Source organism: Streptomyces sp. NBC_01352 (assembly GCF_036237295.1).
GTDB lineage: Bacteria > Actinomycetota > Actinomycetes > Streptomycetales > Streptomycetaceae > Streptomyces > Streptomyces plumbiresistens.
Window position 1 is genome coordinate 7,045,545 of the sequence record NZ_CP108354.1, and the last position, 20,479, is coordinate 7,066,023.

Consider the following 20,479-nt stretch of genomic DNA (forward strand, 5'->3'; position numbering starts at 1 on the left):
ACCTCGATTGCACAGGCGAGCAGCGGGTTGATAGAGATTGAGGAGAGACAGAGGTATGAGGTGGATCGGGCACGGTCCGCCGTAGCAGCCCGACGGGGGAGGCCTAATGAAGTTCGACATGGGTGCGCAGACGCTGTCGCAGCTGCAGCGTGATTCGCGGGGGTCGAGTGACGATCTCGGCGCGCTGATCGGGCAGTTGGTGCAGGCGGCGGCGCCGCTCGAGGGTAAGTTCAACGGTACGGGTCGCGTGATGTTCGACGACTTCAAGAACCGTGCGGACGGCATCGCCAAGGAGCTCAACGCCTCGCTGGCGGCGATTCTCGGCGGTCAGTCCGGGATGGACTCGGCGTTCAGCTCCGGTGACCAGGAGCAGGGCGACAACGCCAAGCAGCAGATGGGTGCCGCGAACTTCGACGCGGCGCGCTTTCGCTGAGTAGTGCTCGCCGGGGCGTAGTTGCCCCGGTTTCATCGTTTTTCTCCAACAGTCTGCTTGGTTTCTCGGGGAGTGGTGTGTGATGGCGCCTTCAGGTGCGGATCGTCGGTCGTACGACACGGGTGCGTCGGCGGACGCGCAGTCCAACATCCAGGCGGTGATCGGTCGCCTTGAGACGGTGATCGGGAACCGTGACAGTCAGGTGAAGGCTGCGATGGCCGACTTCACGGCGGACGGTGTGTCGGACGAGTACCACGGCAAGGAACAGCGTTGGAACAACGCCTCCAACGAGGTGAAGAGCATCATCGCGCTGCTGAAGTCGACGCTGGAGAAGAACGACAGCACGGCGCAGTCGACGGCCCAGCGGGCGAAGGCCGCGGTCGACAACATCGGCTGACAGACGGGTTCGTCTGCCGTAACCATCCGTCCTGGGGCGCATCCTCTCTTCGCTCCAGGGCCGCTTGTTCGGTATCGGTATCGGAAGTTTAGGAAAACGGGGGTTTTCGGTGCCCGGCTGGGATCTGAAACCACAAGGCATTTCCAGTGTGTTGAAGACGACGGGGGAGACCGCGTCGGACCTGGAGAAGTACGCGAAGGCGTTCGGTGAGCACCTGACGTCGGCGGCGACCAGCGCGGGCACGATCTCCGCCGAGGGTGGCGGTGGCGGCGAGGGTGGCGAGAAGGCGGCGGGTGGCTTGGTGGCCCTCGCGTTGTCGCAGTTCGCGGAGCGTGCGTCGAAGGATCTTCAGTACGTCGCCGCCCGGGCCGGCAAGTCGTTGCAGGGTGCCGTGGATGCCACGACGGCCTATCTCAACGGTGATCAGGAGATGGCGGCGGAGGCGCAGCGCGCTGCGTTGTCCGAGCCGAAGCTGGATATGCCGGGGGCGGGCAAGGCATGATCCAGCCGGACCAGATTCCCCAGTACACGGGCGACTTGGCCCAGCTGGAGACGGACTACGCGGACCTGAAGAAGGACGCGGGCCATGTCCGTAAGACCGGCGGGGACGTGCACTCCCAGTTCCAGGGCCTTTCGGCGTATTACACGGCTCCGGAGGCGGAGCAGCTCTTCGCGACGACGAAGCCGGTCCAGGAGCGCGCGGACGAGTTCGGAGACGATCTGGAGACCGTTTCCGGGGCGTTGTCGTCGTACGCCACCGAAATCCGGCCTCTCGTCGACAAGTTGAAGGAACTGAAGACCAAGGCCACGACGTTCGTCGACTCCGTGAAGGATGACGACGAGTGGGAGTACGACGGGGACAAGGTCGAGGAGCACAACCAGATCCGGGACGACATCACCGCGACGGTGGCGGCGTTCTGGGCGGCGGAACGGACGGCCCACAACAAGATCACCGCGTTGTGGGGCGGCACGCAGATGGTCGCCGGTGACGGTTCGGAGCGTAAGGACCAGTACGGGTTCAACGCCGAGGACATGAAGAACGCGAAGCTTCCCTGGGGTGACCCGGTGGAGGAGAAGCATCACTGGTACGAGGTCGGCCACTGGGTGAAGTCGTTCGTGTGGGACGGCCTGATCGTGGACGGTATCTGGGGCACCATCAAGGGCCTGGGCATGCTGGTGGGCTTCGGCGGCTGGGATGCGATGGGCCAGGCCTGGAAGGGCCTCGCGCAGCTGGCGACCGGTCTGGTGATCTCCTCGATCCCGGGTGCGGGGGCGTTGTTCTGGACGCTGCCTGACGACAAGTTGCCGTCCTGGATCCGTGATTCGCGTACCGCGATGAAGGAGACCGGCAAGGCGCTGGTCGCCTGGGACGAGTGGGGGAAGAACCCCGGCCGTGCGGCCGGAGCGGTCACCTTCAACGTGGTGACCACCGTCTTCACGGGCGGCGCGGGTGCCGGTGTGGCGGGTGCGGGCAAGGCCGGCGCGGTCGCCAAGGTGCTGTCGGCGGCTGGCAAGGCGGGCCGGGTCATCGACCCGATGACCTACATCGCCAAGGGCGCGGGTGCGGGCCTGTCGAAGATCGGGGACATCGCCACGAGTCTGAAGGGTGTCGGCAACATCGACATCCCCACCCTCCCCGACGGCGCCATCAGCCTGCCCGACGGCCGCCTCATGGACCCGAACGGCAACCTCATCTCGCCGAACGGCACCATCGACACGACGCCGGTCCACTACGAGACCAACACCCCGACGGTTCCGCACGGCGCCGGGACCACGCCGACGCTGCCGGCCCACTGGACGACCCAGGGCGCCCAGCCGCCGGTGTCCGCCGGGGTTCACACGGGCGCCGACGCGGCCGCGCACACGGTCGACAACGCTGGGCAGTACAACGCGCCGCCGGCCACCGCCGCGAGCCACACCCCGGGCGGCGCCTTCGACGCGACGCCGTCGCCGAGCGCGTACGACCATGCACCGCCGCCGAGTTCGTACGGACAGGCCCCCTCGGGATCCCCGTACGACCACGCGCCTTCGCCGTCCGCGTACGACCAGACGCCGGGGACGAACCCGTACGCCCAGACCCCGTCGGGGGCGCCGTACGGTCATGCGCCGTCGCCGTCCGGCTACGACTACGGGCCGAACCCGTCCGCGTACGACCAGACGCCGACCACCACGCCGCACACGGGCGGTCATGACGTTCCCGGCGGCACGACCCCGTGGTACCACCAGGGCACGGCGACCCCCGCGCACGACGTCCCGACCACCACGCCGCACCCCGACGCCCCCGTCGCCCCGCACGGCACAGGTCACGACGTTCCCGGCGCCGGTCACGTCGACGACGCCTCGCACGGTGCCGGACACGGTGACGACGGTGTCGGTCACGCGGACGACGCCGCGCACGCCGGCGACCATGTGGACGCCGAGGACGCCGCCGCGCACCACGGCACGGATGGTCCGGTCGCTCCGGGGCACCAGGGCGCGGATGTGCCGGGGAGCGGGGCCGGGGAGCCGTTCGAGTACAAGCCGACGATGTCGGACGCGGCCTTCGACGCCCTCAGCGACGCCGAGAAGCACGCGGTGGCCGAGGCGGAACTGGCGCGCGGCACGAACCCCGCGCCCAGCGCCACCAACGAGGCCGGGCTGGCGTACGGCAATGCGTACTGGAACGACTTCCTGGACGACCTGCCCGCCGAGTCGCAGCAGGCGCTGAAGACGTACAGCGGTAATGAGTACACCCTGATCAATGGACATCTGCGCTTCGGCAACGACGTGGACCCCTCGCTCCTGCACACCATCGACGAGATGGACAAGGTCATGGACATGCGCCCCGTGCCCGAGGACATCATGGTCGTCCGCGGCACCGGGGTCGACCACGTCAAGGTCGACGGCCTCCCGATCGATTCACCGCTCGACATGCTCGGCGGGACCTTCGACGACAAGGCGTTCACTTCCACGGCACTCGGCAAGTCGCCGCCACCCCCGTTCGACCAGAATCCCGTGTGGATGCACTTGCGGGTGGCGAAGGACACCCCCGCCCTCTGGATCGACCACCTCTCCAAGTACCCCGGAGAACGTGAGCTGCTGCTGGCCCGGGGCTCCGACTACAAGGTGACGCGTGTCTTCTTCGACGAGGCACACGGCAAGTGGCACATCTACGGAGAGGTCCTGCCGAGGCCGAAGCCGTAGCAGTGGCCGCGTTGAGGATCAGGCAGAGTTAAGGGAACGTGGACTTCATGAGCAGCGAACGACCGATCAACCCGCGCTTCGCCGAGGACGTGCACTTCGACCTCGTGGCGCCGGGTCCGTCGAGGTACCGCACCCGGACCGACAAGCCGGTGCGGTACTTCACAGTGGTCGACAAGGAGGGCGGCGCGGCCCTCGGATATGTGTGGGCAAGTGACGAGGACGACGCCGCCGCGTGGGTGCCACGCAACGCCGCCGGGGGCCGGGCCCTCGCCGAGGGCGGTCATTGGCACGCCCGGCTGCAAGAGGCCAAGGGGCGGGGCATCCTGCCGTCCCAGGCCCTCGCGGAGATGCTGTCCAACCCGGAAGGCAACCGCGGACGGGCCCTGCCCGGCTCCCTCACCGACGCCCCGAACGCCGACGCGGTCAAGTCCCTTGCCAAGGGTGAATGACGGACAGCCGGTCAACCCGCGCCTTGCCGAGGACATGTGGTTCGGGGAGGCGCCGGGCGGTGCGCCGCGCTACCGGGACCGGACGGACAAGCCGGTGCGGTACTTCACGGTGGTCGACAAGGAGGGCGGCGCGGCCCTCGGATATGTGTGGGCGAGTGACGAGGACGACGCCGCCGCGTATCAACCGCGGCAGGCCGCCGGGGGCCGGGGGATCAACGAGGGCATCTCCTGGGTCAGCCGGCTGCGTGAAGCCAAGGCACGGGGAATCCGACCGTCCCAGGCCCTCACCGATTTCCTGGTCGGCCCAGAGCCGCCGGGCAGGGGCCGCCCCCTCCCAGGCTCCCTCACCGACGCCCCGAACGCCGACGCGGTCAAGGCCCTCGCCCGAGCCGATCAGTGAACCCCTGACCAAACGATTACCCGTGGAGGAACAGGCCCCCAGGCCTGACCAGCATGACCAGCCCCGTGCACTACGTCACCGTCACCGCCCCCGACGGCGAAGTCGTCGGATACGCCTGGGGTGATGCCACCGAGGTCGAGTGGATGCACCGGAAGGCCAGCAGCCCCAGTGCCTACAAGGCGGGGTTGGAGTGGTACACCAAGGTCCGTGAGGCTCACGAACGTGGCCTCACCCCCCTCGGCGTCCTTGGCCTGCTCAGCCACGAACCCGGTGTCGGGCCGGTCACCGAGGCCCCCGATGTCGCAGCGCTCGAAGAACTGGCCCGTGTCGTCACCCCGGCCGACGACCGGCGCCTGCTCGCCCAGCTCGACCGTGACGACGCGGAGGCGTGGCAGGAGCTCGCCGACGCCTTCGACGCGCTCACGGACGAGGACCGGGACGTGCAGTGGGGCGGCGGGACCAAGTCACCGAGCGGTGCCATTCACGTGCCGTTCCCCCGCTACAGCGAGGCGCTCCAGCGTGCTGTTCACGCCCTGCGCGGCGTCGGCGCCGTGACCCCCGAGTACCGGTGGAGGCACAGTCCGTTGCCCCAGGCTCCGCCGGAAGGAGGGTTGCGGCCCGCCGACGCCATGCGTGCCGCCACCGCGGTCGTGAGCGCGGAGCGCATGAGCGACGGGGAGATCGCCGAGGCCGTGGCGAACGGCCTCCTGGACGCCATCGCCACCTCGCTCCGCGCCTGGTACGCCGATCCGTCCGCCGAGGAGCACCTCCAGTCCGACGCCCCGCCCACCGACCGGCCCCATGCCGACCCGGGCACCTCCGCCGCCGCGCACCCTCAACCCCCCGCGCACCCTCAACCCCTCGCCCCACCCATGTGCAGATTCTGCGGAGGTTCCCCCGCGGCGGACGTCACCTTCCGCGCCCACCGAGGCCTCGTCATCCTCATGGGCTTCAGGAAGACGGACGGCCCGATGTGCATGACCTGCGGACTGGCCGTGCACCGGGCGTTGACGGCCCACACGCTCGCCTGGGGCTGGTGGAGCCCTCTCTCCCTGTTCCTCTTCGCCCCGTTGACGCTGGTCCGGAACCTCCTCGCCGTACGCAAGGTGAACAGGCTCCCGGCTCCGGGGCCGGGAACGCTCGGGCCGCGGTACGACCCCGGCCTGCCCGTTCACCGCCGCCCGCGCGCCTACGTCGCCCTCGTCCCCGTCCTCTGGGTGCTCTTCATGATCGTGACGGGATTGTCGGGAGGGGTGTGACAGAGCCCGAGAGGCGGCCGTACCCCGGCTGTACGCGTGGCGCGTCCATGTCTTATGTTGCGGAAGCGAAGTAGGGGGGATCCGCATGCCGCAGGAGATGAGTCTCAGCGAGGTCGAGGCCGTGGCCCGTGCCGCGCACGCCGGGCAGACGGACAAGGCCGGACGGCCTTACGCCGAGCATCTGTCGGCCGTCGCGGAGGGCGTGCGTGCCCGGGGTGGCGGCGAGGAACTCGTGGCCGCCGCCTGGCTGCACGACGCCCTGGAGGACGGCGTGCTCAGCGAGGAGTGGCTCGACGCCGCCGCGGTCCCGCAGCGCACCAAGGACGTCGTACGGGCCATGACCAAGCGGCCGGACGAGGAGCCGGAAGGGTACGCGCAACGGATCCTGGACACCCCCGGCGCCCGGCTCGTCAAGGCGGCCGACCTCGCGCACAACGCCGACCCGGTCCGTCTCGCCGTACTCGACGAGCACACCGCCCGGCGGCTCACGCAGAAGTACGCCGCCATGCGGCAGCGTCTCGGCCTGGCCCCGGGCGACTGACCCCCACGTACACACACCCCCACGTACACACACCCCTACACAGGACGACTGAATGGCACGGGACTACGACAGCCAGCTGCTGGAGTCGGTGGCGGTGCGCCGGCGCCGGATGCGCGACGCGCTGCTGTTCGGCGCGCAGCGCGCCCGGCGGACGGCGGACGAGCGGTTCGGCAAGATGTTCGCGGGCATCGCGATCGCGGCCGTGCTGTGCGCCGGGTGCATCGGCTGGTCCTTCATCCAGTCCACCTTGGCGAAGCAGAAGGCCGAGGAGGACAAGCAGCAACAGCAGCAACAGCAGTTGTACGACCCGACCCCCAGCGCCTCTCCCAGCGGCGCCGACGGCCAGGGCGCGGAGAAGCAGTGAGCGCGGAAAAGCAGGAACGCGGAGAAGCAGTGAACACGGTGTGCATGGCCGGGCGTGCTCATGTCAGCGAACGCCGATGGCCGAAACGACGCGATGATAGGTTCCGGTGAGTGGTGAGCACAGCAACGACGTTCCGGACCCAGCTGAGCAGGGTCACTCTGATCGGTGAGCGGCGACGCGCCGACATCGTGCTGCCGTCGGACACTCCGATCGGCCAACTGCTCCCCGACATACTGCAGTTGCTCGACGACCGGGCCGCGTCCCGGCCGACCACCCGGCAGCTGATCACCTCCGACGGCTCCGCGCTGCCGCACGACGCCACGCTGTCGTCGGCGGAGGTCCCCGACGGCGCCGTACTGCGTCTCGTCCGCGCCCACGCCGCACCGCCGGCGCCGGTCGTGCACGACGTCACCGACCAGGTCGCCGACGATCTCGACCTGCGCGCCTGGCGCTGGCGTCCGGCCGTACGCCGTACCGCCGCCGGTGTGGCCACCATCGTGTTCGCCGTGACCGCGGCGCTGCTGGCCCGGCGCGAGTTCGCGCTGGAGTCGGTCGCCGCCGGACTCGCGGCCGTCACCGCGGTGTTCCTGGTCGCCGGTGCGGCGATCGCGAAGATCGGCGAGGGCAACCGGGCCCTGGCCACCGCGCTGTTGCTCGCGTCCGGCGGGCTCGGCCTGCTCACCGCGACGACCGCCGCCGACGCCTACGACTGGTCCGGGACGGCCCGGCTGGCCGGTGTCGCCGCCGCGCTGGTGCTCACGCTCGTGCTGCTCGCCTACTGTTCGCCGCTCGGCCGTGGCGGACTGATCGGGGCCGGGGCGGTCGTCGGTGTGGCCGCCATGTGGGAGGCCGTCGCCCTCGTACAGGACCGGGCGGACCGGATCGGCGCCGTGATGGCCGTGGTCTCCGTCATCCTGCTCGGGCTGCTGCCGCGGTTCGCGCTGATGGCCTCGGGACTCACCGCGCTCGACGACAAGCGTTCCTCGGGCACCTCGGTGAGCCGGCACGAGGTCGCCAACGCCCTCGCCGCCACCCACCGCGGGCTGGCCCTGGCCACCGTCGTCACCGCCGCGTCGGCCGCCGCGGGCGGCTGGCTGCTGACCACCGCGAAGGAGCCGACCGTCTGGACGGTGTCCCTCGCCTCGCTCACAGCCGTCGTCCTGCTGTCGCGGGCGCGGGCCTTCCCGCTGGTCGCCGAGGTCGTGGCGCTGTTCGGGGCGGCGGCGCTGCTGGTCGTACGGCTCGCGGTGCTGTGGCTGGACCACGCGGGAGGTGCCGGTGCGCTCGTGCTGCTGGCCGCGGCGGCACTGCTGCCGCTGCTGGTCCTCGCCGTGGAGCCGCCGGAGCACGTCCAGGTACGGCTGCGGCGGTTCGCCGACCTGATCGAGTCCCTCGGGGTGATCGGGCTGTTCCCGCTCGCCATCGGGGCGTTCGGCATCTATGGGCAACTGCTCAACAAGTTCTGAGGCTTCGAAGACCAGACGCCGCCGCGCCGTCGCTCCGGGCGGGCGGCGAGGCGGCGGCGTAGCAGGAGAGAAGGGCGACATGCCGAGCGGGGACAACTGGCAGAGCGACGTGCTGCGCGACCTGAAGGGCGGCGCGGCCCAGCAGCGTGCCCCACAACCGGGCGCGCAGCCACAGCAGGCGGCGGGCCAGCAGCCGGAAGAACCGCCGGGCGCGCAGAACATCCCGCCGCAGGGCCAGGGCCAGGCTCAGCCCCAGCCGCAGGCCCAACCTCAGGCGTACGCCTATCCGCAACAGGCCGACCCCGCCCAGCCGCGGCAGCCGTACGGTTACCCGCAGCAGGCAGCCCCTGCCCAGCCGCAGCAGCCGTACGGTTACCCGCAGCAGGGACACGGCGACCAGGCCGCCGCGTATCCGCAGCCGGGCTACCCCGCCCAGCCGCAGCAACCGCAGCAGGCGTACTCCCAGCCGCAGCCCCAGCAGGCTCACCCCCAGCAGGCCCCCGCCCCCCGCGCCCGCTCCCCCCGTGCCACCCCCGACTCCCGCCCGGTCGTGGACAAGAAGCTCGCCGCCGCCGGTCGTGGGCCGCGCCGCGGGGAACCGTTCAGCGCGCGCGCCCTGCGGGCCGTACGCCGTACCGTGTCCTCCTCGGCCGCGCGCGAGGTCGCCGAGACCACCGCCACCGCCGAGATACTGCAGCAGCCGGTCACCACCGGGCGGCAGATCGCGGTGACCTCCATCCGCGGCGGCTCCGGCAAGACGACGATCGCCGCCCTGCTCGGCACCACGTACGCCCACTACCGCCAGGACCCGACTCTCGTCATCGAGGCCGATCCGGCGCTCGGCTCGCTGCCGCTCAGGCTCGGCGCGGAGACGCTGCGCTGGACCACCGGTGACCTCGCCGACGTCGTCCAGCCGCAGATGACGCTCCTCGAAGTCACCGGCTACCTGGTCCAACTGCCCGACAACGCCTGGCTGTTGCCCGGCAGCCAGGGGCAGGTCGGGGCCATGCTCGACACCAAGGCCTACGAGCGGGTCATGGTGTCGCTGCGCCGCTACTTCGGGGTGACCGTCGTCGACTGCGAGACGATGCCCGCCGAGGTCGCCCGCACCGCGCTCTCCGCCGCCCAGGCCCGCATCCTCACCGTGCCCGCCACGCTGGAGGGCGTCGCCAGCACGCACGCCGTCCTGCAGTGGATGCGCGGGCTGCCCCGGGACATCACCACCTCGACCGTCGTCGTGCTCACCGAGACCGTCCCGCACACCGGCGTCGACGTCGAGAAGGCCGCCGAGCAGCTGAAGACGACCGGGGCGAGCGTGCGGATCCTCCCGTACGACCGGCATCTGGCGGCCGGCGGCACCATCCGCACCGACCTGCTCGCGCGCGACACCCGGGAGGCCGCCACGCGACTGGCCGCGGAGGTCTTCCAGCTCTCCCAGAAGAGCCGCTGAACCGTCCCCTGCACGAAGGGAACCTGCGGACAACCGAGGACAAGGACGATGAGCACCCGACTGATCCACCGGCCGGCCCGCACCACCCGGCCCCCGGCCTCCCCGGAGTCGCGCACCATAGAGGCGCCGCCCAACCTGCCCGACGGCAAGTCGGGTTCGATCGCGACCTCGCTGCTGCCCGTCGCCGGCGTGATGTCGTCGGTCGTGATGATGACCGTCGTGCGCAACAGCCAGTTCGCCGGGCTGGGCGCGATCATCCTCGTCGTCACGATCGTCGGCTCGATGGTCCTGCTCTTCTCCCAGCGCGGGAAGGCCCAGCGCACCCGCCGCACCCAGCGCGAGGCCTACCTCTCCTACCTGGAGGACACGCGCGAGGAGCTGTCCAAGGAGGAGCGGGAACGGCGCGAGAGCACGGGGGTGCTCAACCCGCCGCCGGACGCGCTGTACGACATCGTGCGCGACCCCGCCCGGCTGTGGGAGCGGCGCCGGACGGACGCCGACTTCCTGCGGGTCCGGGTCGGCACCGGCGAGATGCCCGTGCGCGATCTGAAGGTGGGCCAGCAGACGTCCAATGTGCTGACCCCGCCCGACCAGTTCATGCTGAACGAGGCGTCCGCGCTGGTGTCCCGCTTCAGCATCGGCACCGAACTCCCGCTCACCGTCCCGCTCGACCGGGTCGGCAACATCACCGTCATCGGCAGCCGCGAGGACACCCTCCGCGTCGCCCGCGCGCTGATCGTGCAGGCCGCCGCCACCCACGCGCCCGACGACGTGGCCATGGCGCTCGCCGCCCCCGGCGACCGCATCGCCGACTGGGAGTGGGCCAAGTGGCTGCCGCACCTGCTCGACAGCGAGCAGTTCGACGGCCCCGTCTCCGCCCGCCGCATCGCGCCCTCACTGCCCCAACTGGCCCGCCAGATCGGCCCCGAGCTGCGCCGCCGCGCCTCCTACGCGGCCGAGGTGCGCCGCGGCCTGTCCGGCAAGGACGCCCTCGGCATGACCTCCCGGCTGCTGGTCGTCGCCGACGGGCACGGCGAGGACGCCGTCGACCTGCCGCGCCCCGACGACGCGGTCGGCCTGCGCGACATGAGCGTCACCGTCCTGCACCTTCTGGACCAGCGGATCCAGGAGCCCGGCAGCGTGGGCGTGCGCATCACCGTCGACGGCGAGCGGGTCGTCATCGAGGACCTGCGCATGCCGGAGCCGATCAGCGCCCACGGCACCGTCGACGAGATCGGCATCCCCTTCGCCGAGGGCCTCGCCCGGATGCTCGCCCCGCTCAGGCTGTCCGCCGAGTCGATGGTCGACGCCCCGCTCACCGGCCCGGTCGACTTCGCCGAACTGCTCGGCATCGACGACGTCGCCGGCCTCGACCTGAACCAGATGTGGGCGCCGCGCGGCGAACGCGCCTTCCTGCGCGTGCCCATCGGCATCAGCGACTCCCACGAGCCCGTACTCCTCGACCTGAAGGAGTCCTCCGAGCTGGGCATGGGCCCGCACGGACTGTGTGTCGGCGCCACCGGCTCCGGCAAGTCGGAGCTGCTGCGCACCCTGGTCCTCGCCCTGGTCGCCACCCACCCGCCGGAGGACCTCTCCCTCGTCCTCGTCGACTACAAGGGCGGCGCCACCTTCGCCCCCTTCGCGGACCTCCCGCACGTCGCCGGCGTCATCACCAACCTGGAGAACCAGGCCGGCCTGGTCGAACGCGTCCACGCCTCGCTCGCCGGCGAGGTCAAGCGCCGCCAGCAGGTCCTCAAGAACGCGGGCAACGTCGCCGACATCGGCCACTACGCCGCCCTGCGCGCCGAGAAGCGCCCCGACCTGGACCCGCTGCCGCACCTGTTCGTAGTGATCGACGAGTTCGGCGAACTCCTCACCGCCAAGCCGGACTTCATCGACCTGTTCCTGTCCATCGGCCGCATCGGCCGCTCCATCGGCGTCCACCTGCTGCTGTCCAGCCAGCGCATCGAGGGCGGCAAGCTCAAGGGCCTGGACACCTACCTGTCGTACCGGCTCGGCCTGCGCACCTTCTCCGCCGACGAGTCCCGTACGGTCCTGGACACCACGGACGCCTTCCACCTGCCCCCGCTGCCCGGTTTCGGCTACCTCAAGGTCGACACCAGCCACTACGAGCGGTTCAAGGCCAGCTATGTCTCCGGCGCCTACAGCGGCCCCGTGCAGCGCGACGAGGAGGACACCGGTCCGCTGGCCCTGAAGTACGAGGCGTACAACACCCTCGGCGAGGACGGGAGCAGCGCGCCCGAGGAGCCGAAGATGCGGCGCCGGGAGACCGGCCCCACCCAACTCGGCGTGCTCATCGACCAGTTGGAGAACGCCGGAGCCCGCCCGGTACGCCAGATCTGGCTGCCGCCGCTGCCCGCCGCCGTCCCCCTCGACAAGGTCGCGGGGCCCGTCGAAGTGGGCGCCCGCGGCATGCAGCTCGCCAAGCGACGCGGCCCCCTCCAGGTGCCGCTCGGCATCATCGACGACCCGACCAAGCAGCAGCAGGGCCAGTGGTACCTGGACCTCACGCTGTCCGGCGGCCACGCGGCGGTCATCGGCGGCCCGCAGTCCGGCAAGACCACCCTGCTGCGCTCCCTGGCCCTCTCGCTGGCCCTGACGCACACCCCGCAGGAAGTCGGCATCTACGGCCTCGACCTGGTCGGCGGCGGCCTCCAGGCCCTGTCCGGGCTGCCGCACGTCGGCGGAGTCGCCGGCCGCGCCGACCGCGAGCGCGCCGCCCGCACCATCGACTCCGTACGCGCCATGCTCGACCAGCGTGAGGAGCTCTTCCGCATCCACAACATCGACTCGCTGGAGCAACTGCGCACCCTGCGCGCGGCCGGCCAGGTGCCCGAGCTGGCCTCCACCGAGATCGTGCTGCTCATCGACGGCTTCGGCGCCCTGCGCGACGACTTCGAGAACCTCGACGACGCCGTCATCGACATCCTCAAGCGCGGCGGCGGCTACGGCATCCACGTCGTCGCCGGCATGCTCCGCTGGAACGACGTGCGCATCGCCACCCAGTCGCAGTTCGGCACCCGCGTCGAGCTGCGCCTGAACGACCCGAGCGAGTCCAGCATCGAGCGCAAGCTCGCCCAGACCCTCTCCCCGGAGGAGAAGGGCCGCGTCCTCACCGACGGCAAGCTCTTCGCCCAGGTCGCCCTGCCCCGCACCGACGGCCTCGCCGACACCGCCGACCTCGGCGCGGTCCTGGAGCGCACCGCCCGCCAGCTCCGCGCCACCTGGACCGGCGAGGTCGCCCAGCCGGTGCGCGTACTGCCGCACGTCCTGGAGCCCGAGCTGCTGCCCGGCCCGCAGACCGAGCCGCGACGGGTTCCGATCGGCCTCGACCAGACCCAGCTGGCCCCCGTCCTGCTCGACCTGTTCGAGCACGACCAGCACCTGATGATCATGGGCGACAGCGAGTGCGGCAAGACCAACCTGCTCAGGGCGATCAGCCAGGGCCTGATCGAGCGCTACGGCGACGACGAACTCGTCTTCGGCGTCTTCGACCCTCGGCGCGGCCTGCGCGGAGCCATCCCCGAGGAGTACCGGGGCGGCTACGCCTACAACGCCAAGCTCGCCGCCGGCCTCGCCGCGGGCATCGCCGGCGAACTGGAGAAGCGGCTGCCCGACGAGAGCGCGGACAGCGAGGACCTGGAGCCGGGCAGCTTCTCCGGCCCCCGGATCGTGATCCTCGTCGACGACTACGACGTCCTCAGCACCGCAGGCCAGCAGCCGCTCGCGCCCTTCGTGCCGTACATCCCCTCGGCCGTCGACATCGGCCTGCACTTCATCCTCACCCGACGGGTCGCGGGCGCCTCCCGCGGCCTGTACGAGCCGATGCTGCAGGGCCTGCGCGAGTCCGGTTCCTCGGCGCTGGTGATGTCGGGCGACCGCAGCGAGGGCCAGCTCTTCCCCGGCGTGTACGCCAGCGCGCAGCCGCCCGGCCGCGGGGTGCTGGTCCGCAGGGGACAGCCGAGCCGGCTGATCCAGACCGTCTACACGGGGACCAGGTGAATCCATGACGAAGGACGTCGTCACCCTGACGAAGAAGATGCCCGATCCGCTGAGCGTGATCGCCGGGCTCCTCTCCGGAGGCCCGGACCAGCTGGTGGGCACCGAGGGAGAGGGCGCGGTGGTGCAGCTCTGCGACCAGCAGGGCCGCCCGCTGGTCTCCGTGGAGGCGCCGCTGCTGGTGCAGGTCAGGGGCGAGGCCGAGCGGCTGCTCGGAGCGAGTGCGCCCGAGGTGCCGTACTGGTGGACCGAGGCCCGCGCCACCACCGGCGTCAAGGAGGCCGAGCAGCTCGCCGGCACCTTCGCCGCCCGGCTCGCCACCCTGGTCGGCGGCACCGCCTGGCCGCCCGAGGTCGCCTGGTCGCTGGCCGTGGTCAACACGGAGGGGATGAGCGCGGCGCCGGTCCCGGCCGCCGCCCAGCCCGCCGTGGACGTCCTCACCGACAAGGTCGCGGTCATCATCCAGGACCGCCCGGTGGTCGCGATGACCGCCTGGCTCTCGGACGCCTTCCGAGCCGCCGCGAACGCCGAGCTCGGCCTCCAGATCGTCACCCCCGCCGGCACCCGCCTCTCCCCGGCGGTCCGCGGCAGCCTGCCGGGCTGGCCCTCGCGCTGGGTGGTGCAGGACGAGCGGGACGGCTACTACGACGGCCTGTCCGGAGCCGTCCTGGAGTGGAACAACGGCCTCTTCGCCACCGTCGTGCCCCCGGACGCGACCCGGGAGGACCCGCGCACCCCGGTCGCCGCCACCTTCAAGGAGGGCCTCGCCGCCAAGGGCGACACCGGCGAACGCCAGCTGGCCATCTCCTTCCGCACCGTCCACCCGGCCGACGACCGCCTCGTCCTCGGCGGCGCCGTGGAAGCCGTATGGCGGGAGATCACCGGTGAACCACCGGCCGGCTGGGGCACCGAGGAACCCGCCAACCTCCCGTGGTCCCTGCGGCAGTTGACCGACGTGGCGCACGAACGCTCGCCCGCGCCGACCTGGCTGGTCGTTGTCGGCACCCCGGAGCGCCCGGGTATCGCGACCGTCCGCATCACCCGCACCAAGGGCGGTGTGGAGGAGGACGTCACCATGGCGTTCGGCTACGGCCCCGGCGAGCAGCCGCCGACGGACGCCGTCCAGGCCGCGGCCGAGGCCCTCGCCACCCGGCACGACCTGCAGTCCATGCTGGTCCAGATCCGCCGCGCCCGACGGGACCTGTCCGTCCCGCCGCACTTCGAGGGCCCCGGCGTGCCGTTCGCGTTCGTCCTGGGCGCCGAGGAGGTCCGTCAGCTGCCCGGCGACCGCGCCCGCCGCACGCCCCTCGCCGAGTCCCCGCGCGAACTGGGCCCGAAGACCCGCCCGGCCCTGTACTACCCGCTGCCGGGCGACCCGTCGGACCTGTCCGGCTGGCAGGACTTCGAGCGCCTGATGAGGCATCTGAAGGGCAGCTAGAGCACCCCGCGGAACGACCGGGTCCCCGCTGCTCAGCAGTCGGGGACCCGGTCGTTCGTCGTCTCAGTCTCAGTCTCAGCCGGCCGAGACCTTCTCCTTCTCCTTCTCCCGTACGGGGGTCTGCTCGCGCTGCGCGCGGCCGCGGGCCACCTCGGCGGCGTCCCGCTTGAAGGCCCAGTCCATCGTCGGCTCCATCGCGAACCGGAAGACGCGGCGCACCGGCGCGGTGCACAGCAGCGTGACGGCGACGCCCGCGCAGACGCTCACGAAGATCTCGCCGAGCGGCCGGTGCAGCCAGGCGTGGTCGAACCAGCCCCCGTAGTCGCCGCCCTTGACCAGGAAGCCGTGCAGCAGATAGCCGAACAGCGTGCCCGCGCCGAGCGAGGTGAACCACATCGTGCGGCCCGGCACCCAGGAGAAGAAGAAGGCGGTCAGCAGCAGCGAGCAGCCGAACAGGGCGAGGACCATGACCGGTCCGGTCCACCACGGCGCGCCCAACTGCTGTGCGGAGTCACGGTGGTAGAACCACCCCGTGTTCATGCGCGGCACCGACCACCAGGCGACGACCACCGCACAGGCGAACACCGGCACCGACAGGATCCGCATCGAGCGCCGCCGCACCAGCCGGAAGTGCTCGGGCTTCATCAGCAGGCCGAGCACGAAGAACGGCAGGAACTGCAGCACCCGCTGGAGGTCCAGGTCGTTGCCGATCTCCGGGGTGACGGACGCCAGCATGGCGATGCCGAGCGCCAGCGGCAGCGGCCACCGCACCAGCTTCCAGATCGGCGTGGTCAGCCGCCAGACGAACAACGCGATCAGGAACCAGGTCAGATACCAGGGATCCAGCAGGCTGATCGCCTGGTCCGGCTCGCCGCCGACGTAGCGGTTGAAGAGGGTGTAGGCGGTCTCGAAGAGGACGTACGGCACGACGACGCCGGTGACCAGCCGCTGCAGCCGGTCGGCGCGCATGTCGAAACTGCGGGAGAAGAAGCCGGAGATGATGATGAACGCTGGCATGTGGAAGGCGTACACGAACGTGTACAGGCCCTCCAGGATCCGGCTGTCGCCCTTGATCGGCTCCCAGGAGTGGCCGATCGCCACCAGCACGATCGCCAGGAACTTGGCGTTGTCGAAGAACGCGTCGCGCTGTTTGCCGGGTTTGTCGCCGGACGGGGCGGCCTTGCCGCCCGCGGCGGCTCGGGTGTTCTGCGGCGAACGCGGACTCGGCACTCCGTCCGTCGACGGGTGTGCCGGGGGGAGTGGCGCGCGGTTCTGGCCGTGCGGGCGCAGTGACCTCGCTGCGCTTGCGGGGGACGAGGCGGCGTGGAACATCTGAGGCACCCTAGCCTCGGCTGTGGGTATTCGTAAAACCCTCCACGTCATTCCTGGTTAATTGCTGCGAGTACCCCCGTTTTCCGGGAGTTGACCTCGTCGTCCACGTGATGACCAACACACTGTCCGGGGTTCAACGGTGTGCACCACATGGGCCCTCCTTGTCATAATTCATCCTGACTAAACAGGGCATAAGACGCCTTTGAGGGCCTGCCTGGCAGGGCTGTTGGCGCGCTTGTGGCGTCAATTCGAATTACCTGCGAACACGTTGTGTGGACACGGAAACGAACTCGTTGAATTCCCTGTGTGGGTGCACGGTCGAATTACTGTGCGGACAGGCCGAGTCGGTCCGCCCGCACGCCCGGCCGCGGTCGGCCGCGGGCACGGAAGTAGCCAACGTTCAGTCACGCGCCGCATATGCGGGCCTCTTTGGTGGCACGATGGTTCTGGCGGGGGTGCGCGGGGTCGCGTCCCCGGGCCGGGAGAGCGGACCGACCAAGGGTGTGATCAGTTGTGGCCATTTCTCTGTCAGTGGTGCTGCTGTTGGCGATCATCCTGGTGGTGTTGATCCGGGGAGGTTCCCTGAAGGCCGGCCCAGCCGTCGTCGCGGTGCTCTTCGGCTTCTTCCTCGCCTCGACCGGCATGGCCGACGACATCCAGCGGTTTCTGAACTCGATAGCGGAGACCATCAACTCGATCCAGTTCTAGCCGCGCCCGCCGGTCCGCCGCCGCCCGACCGCCGCAGACCTCGAACGACACTCCCGGCGACACCCCCCGGACAGCGCAAAGACCTCCGGCCCGATCCTCGAAGGACCGGGCCGGAGGCCTGTTGGAGCGGGCGACGGGAATCGAACCCGCGTAGCTAGTTTGGAAGACTAGTGCTCTACCATTGAGCTACGCCCGCACAGCACGCGCCGCAGGTCAGGTGACCGCGGCACTGAAGGCATCGTAGCGGGTCGTCCCCGTTCGTCGCACACCGCGTTTCCGTCCGCCCCGGCGTCGCGGTCCGCTCGTGAAATGCGGCGGCCCCGCTGCCTGCGGGCATGTAGCCTACGTGTCGCACCAGACGGGGTGTGGCGCAGCTTGGTAGCGCGTCCGCTTTGGGAGCGGAAGGCCGTGGGTTCAAATCCCGCCACCCCGACCATGTACCGGCCAACCCGGTCACCGCGCGGTCACCTCGCGTGACCGCCTGACGTGATCGCCTTTGGGGCGTGTCGCCGCTGCCGTTACTATGCAAGCTGCACGCCCGTGTGTCTCTCTCCTCTGAAGTCCTCCGGGCGGCGAATCCGCCGGGGCCGGTCTGGCTCCGGCAGAAACCAAGAAGTCAGCCCCCAAGGAGACCGAACCGTGAAGAGCGCCGTGGAGACCCTGAACCCGACTCGGGTTCGGCTCAGCATTGAGGTGCCCTTCGAGGAGCTCAAGGACAGCCTCGACGCGGCGTACAAGAAGATCAACCAGCAGGTCACGGTGAAGGGCTTCCGCAAGGGCAAGATCCCGGCCCGCGTCATCGACCAGCGGTTCGGCCGCGGTGCGGTCCTGGAGGAGGCGGTCAACGACGCGCTTCCGAAGTTCTACACCGAGGCGGTCAACGAGGCGGAGATCGACGTCCTCGGCCAGCCCGAGGTCGACATCACCGAGCTGAAGGACGGCGAGACGCTGAACTTCACCGCTGAGGTCGACGTCCGCCCGGCCATCGAGATCCCGGACTTCTCCGGCATCGAGGTCGAGGTCGACGCCGTCGAGGTCACCGACGAGGACATCGACAAGTCGGTCGAGCAGCTCCGCGAGCGCTTCGCCTCGACGTCCCCCGTCGAGCGCGCCGCCGAGGACGGCGACGTCGTCACCATCGACCTCGAGGCCAAGGTCGACGGCGAGATCCTCGAGGACGGCGTCGCCAGCGGCGTCTCCTACACCATCGGCTCCGGCGAGCTGCTGGAAGGCATCGACGACGCCGTGAAGGGCCTGGAGGCCGGTGGCGAGGCCACCTTCACCTCCGAGCTCAAGGGCGGCTCGGCGGCCGGCCAGGCGGCCGAGGTCACCGTCAAGGTCACCCAGGTCGCGGCCCGCGAACTGCCCGAGCTGGACGACGACTTCGCGCAGCTCGCCTCCGAGTTCGACACCCTCGAAGAGCTCAAGGCCGACAGCCGCAAGCGTCTCGAGAACATGAAGCAGTACGACCAGGCCACGCAGGCCCAGGAGCGCGTCCTGGAGAAGCTGCTCGAGCTGGTCGAGGTCCCGGTCCCCGAGAAGCTGCTCGAGGACGAGATCAACACCCGCAAGCACAACCTCGAGCACCACCAGCTCGGCCAGATGGGTCTCGACCTCGAGAAGTACCTCGAGATCCAGGGCAAGACGGCCGAGGAGTTCGACGCCGAGACCAAGGAAGCCGCGGTCAAGGGCATCAAGACCCAGTTCGTCCTCGACGAGCTCGTCAAGCAGGAGAAGCTCAACGTCAACCAGGAGGAGCTCACCGAGCACCTCATGCGGCGCGCGGCCTCCTCCAACATGTCCCCCGACCAGTTCGCCCAGGCGGTCGTCGAGGGCGGCCAGGTTCCGCTCCTCGTCGGCGAGGTCGCCCGCGGCAAGGCCCTGGCCGTCGTGGTCGAGAAGGCCACGGTCAAGGACACCAACGGCGAGGTCATCGACCTGGACGACGAGGAGGAGGCCGACGAGGCCACCACCGAGACGCCCGAGGCGGAGGCCGAGACCACCACCGAGGCCGAGACCGAGAAGACCGAGGGCTGACACCCACGGCACCGCTGACGCTCGTACGACAGGCCCCGGGGGGCATCACGCCCCTCGGGGCCTGTCGGCATACGGCTGGGCATCGCCGCAAAGGGGCGCGGGGAACTGCGCGACGAGCCACAGCGGACCCGCACCCGCCCACAGCCCAGTGGCCCCACGGCGAGGAACCCGCCCCACCCAGCGGAGCGACATGCGCTGACAGCGAACAGTCTCTTCTCCGGGATTCTCCGGAGGGACCAGCGCGTTAGGGTCCATGAATACGAGGGCAGGGGAGTCCCCGAATCGGCTCCCGCCCCGCAGGGAAACGTGAGACGGCCCGGCGCCGTCGTAAGACGAGCAGGTGGATACGTGACGAATCTGATGCCCTCCGCCGCCGGCGACCCCTCCATCGGTGGTGGCCTCGGTGACCAGGTCTACAACCGGCTGCTCGGCGAGCGGATCATCTTCCTCGGCCAGGCGGTCGACGACGACATCGCCAACAAGATCACCGCACAGCTCCTGCTCCTTGCCGCTGACCCCGACAAGGACATCTACCTCTACATCAACAGCCCCGGCGGCTCGATCACGGCCGGCATGGCGATCTACGACACCATGCAGTACATCAAGAACGACGTGGTGACCATCGCCATGGGCCTCGCCGCCTCCATGGGCCAGTTCCTGCTCAGCGCGGGCACGCCCGGCAAGCGCTTCGCGCTGCCGAACGCCGAGATCCTGATCCACCAGCCGTCCGCGGGCCTCGCCGGCTCGGCGTCGGACATCAAGATCCACGCCGAGCGGCTGCTGCACACCAAGCGGCGCATGGCCGAGCTGACGGCCTTCCACACCGGTCAGACCATGGAGCAGATCACCCGCGACTCCGACCGGGACCGCTGGTTCGACGCCGACGAGGCCAGGGACTACGGCCTCATCGACGAGGTCATCACCACGGCCGCCAACATGCCGGGCGGCGGCGGCACCGGGGCCTGAGGCCCTCCTGCAAGCCCCCAGCCGACCGCCACAGCC

General features: G+C 70.4%; 17 protein-coding genes and 2 tRNA genes. 17 read left to right on the plus strand and 2 right to left on the minus strand.

The genetic code is table 11. The annotated features are described in order from the left end of the window. Positions 1-106: 106 nt before the first annotated feature. The 13 genes from OG252_RS32725 to OG252_RS32785 all read left to right on the plus strand — a co-directional run bounded on the left by OG252_RS32725 (position 107) and on the right by OG252_RS32785 (position 15,400). Positions 107-433 (plus strand): hypothetical protein, encoded by a 327-nt coding sequence (locus tag OG252_RS32725; protein WP_266439509.1) that lies wholly within the window; start codon positions 107-109, stop codon positions 431-433. Positions 434-515: 82 nt separating this feature from the next. Further along, the gene (locus OG252_RS32730) at positions 516-830 is read left to right on the plus strand and encodes a pore-forming ESAT-6 family protein (protein ID WP_266439520.1); all 315 of its coding nucleotides are present in this window, start codon (positions 516-518) and stop codon (positions 828-830) included. Positions 831-939: 109 nt separating this feature from the next. Continuing rightward, positions 940-1,332 (plus strand): DUF6507 family protein, encoded by a 393-nt coding sequence (locus tag OG252_RS32735; RefSeq protein WP_329340572.1) that lies wholly within the window; start codon positions 940-942, stop codon positions 1,330-1,332. Next, complete coding sequence (locus OG252_RS32740) at positions 1,329-4,013, plus strand: ADP-ribosyltransferase (RefSeq protein ID WP_329340602.1); 2,685 nt, start codon at positions 1,329-1,331, stop codon at positions 4,011-4,013. The genes OG252_RS32735 and OG252_RS32740 overlap by 4 nt, the downstream gene beginning before the upstream one ends. A 47-nt stretch (positions 4,014-4,060) precedes the next feature. Further along, the gene (locus OG252_RS32745) at positions 4,061-4,462 is read left to right on the plus strand and encodes a hypothetical protein (protein WP_053747726.1); all 402 of its coding nucleotides are present in this window, start codon (positions 4,061-4,063) and stop codon (positions 4,460-4,462) included. After that, on the plus strand, positions 4,455-4,862 hold the full coding sequence (locus OG252_RS32750; protein WP_329340606.1) for a hypothetical protein: 408 nt from the start codon (positions 4,455-4,457) through the stop codon (positions 4,860-4,862). The genes OG252_RS32745 and OG252_RS32750 overlap by 8 nt, the downstream gene beginning before the upstream one ends. A gap of 53 nt (positions 4,863-4,915) precedes the next feature. Further along, complete coding sequence (locus OG252_RS32755) at positions 4,916-6,121, plus strand: DUF6508 domain-containing protein (RefSeq protein ID WP_329340608.1); 1,206 nt, start codon at positions 4,916-4,918, stop codon at positions 6,119-6,121. Between the two features lie 85 nt (positions 6,122-6,206). Continuing rightward, on the plus strand, positions 6,207-6,662 hold the full coding sequence (locus OG252_RS32760) for an HD domain-containing protein (RefSeq protein ID WP_266439529.1): 456 nt from the start codon (positions 6,207-6,209) through the stop codon (positions 6,660-6,662). A 52-nt stretch (positions 6,663-6,714) separates the two neighbouring features. After that, a complete protein-coding gene (locus tag OG252_RS32765; protein WP_266439530.1) occupies positions 6,715-7,026 on the plus strand; it encodes a hypothetical protein in 312 nt (103 codons plus the stop codon). A 110-nt stretch (positions 7,027-7,136) separates the two neighbouring features. Further along, positions 7,137-8,492 carry a type VII secretion integral membrane protein EccD gene (gene eccD, locus OG252_RS32770; RefSeq protein WP_266439531.1) on the plus strand — a complete coding sequence of 452 codons (1,356 nt, stop codon included), beginning with the start codon at positions 7,137-7,139 and terminating at the stop codon, positions 8,490-8,492. Positions 8,493-8,571: 79 nt separating this feature from the next. Continuing rightward, entirely contained in the window at positions 8,572-9,942 is a 1,371-nt protein-coding gene (locus tag OG252_RS32775) for a MinD/ParA family ATP-binding protein (protein WP_266439532.1), read from the plus strand. A gap of 48 nt (positions 9,943-9,990) precedes the next feature. Then, positions 9,991-13,965: a type VII secretion protein EccCa gene (eccCa, locus tag OG252_RS32780; RefSeq protein WP_329340612.1), complete on the plus strand. Its 3,975-nt coding sequence runs from the start codon at positions 9,991-9,993 to the stop codon at positions 13,963-13,965. A 4-nt stretch (positions 13,966-13,969) separates the two neighbouring features. Beyond that, the gene (locus tag OG252_RS32785) at positions 13,970-15,400 is read left to right on the plus strand and encodes a DUF6177 family protein (RefSeq protein WP_329340614.1); all 1,431 of its coding nucleotides are present in this window, start codon (positions 13,970-13,972) and stop codon (positions 15,398-15,400) included. A 75-nt stretch (positions 15,401-15,475) separates the two neighbouring features. On the opposite strand, the gene OG252_RS32790 is transcribed toward OG252_RS32785, so the two are convergent. Further along, on the minus strand, positions 15,476-16,630 hold the full coding sequence (locus tag OG252_RS32790; RefSeq protein ID WP_425587720.1) for an acyltransferase family protein: 1,155 nt from the start codon (positions 16,628-16,630) through the stop codon (positions 15,476-15,478). Between the two features lie 615 nt (positions 16,631-17,245). Between OG252_RS32790 and OG252_RS32795 the strand changes: the two genes are divergently transcribed. Further along, positions 17,246-17,440 (plus strand): hypothetical protein, encoded by a 195-nt coding sequence (locus OG252_RS32795; protein ID WP_030044846.1) that lies wholly within the window; start codon positions 17,246-17,248, stop codon positions 17,438-17,440. Positions 17,441-17,562: 122 nt separating this feature from the next. Here the strand turns inward: OG252_RS32795 and OG252_RS32800 are convergent. After that, positions 17,563-17,636: transfer RNA gene (locus OG252_RS32800), tRNA-Gly, on the minus strand. Positions 17,637-17,799: 163 nt separating this feature from the next. Here OG252_RS32800 and OG252_RS32805 point away from each other — a divergent pair. The 3 genes from OG252_RS32805 to OG252_RS32815 all read left to right on the plus strand — a co-directional run bounded on the left by OG252_RS32805 (position 17,800) and on the right by OG252_RS32815 (position 20,443). Next, positions 17,800-17,876: transfer RNA gene (locus OG252_RS32805), tRNA-Pro, on the plus strand. 203 nt (positions 17,877-18,079) lie between these two features. Beyond that, the gene (gene tig, locus OG252_RS32810; protein ID WP_329340616.1) at positions 18,080-19,477 is read left to right on the plus strand and encodes a trigger factor; all 1,398 of its coding nucleotides are present in this window, start codon (positions 18,080-18,082) and stop codon (positions 19,475-19,477) included. Positions 19,478-19,837: 360 nt separating this feature from the next. Further along, positions 19,838-20,443, plus strand: coding sequence for an ATP-dependent Clp protease proteolytic subunit (locus OG252_RS32815; RefSeq protein WP_266448498.1), 606 nt, complete (start codon positions 19,838-19,840; stop codon positions 20,441-20,443). Positions 20,444-20,479: the final 36 nt, after the last annotated feature.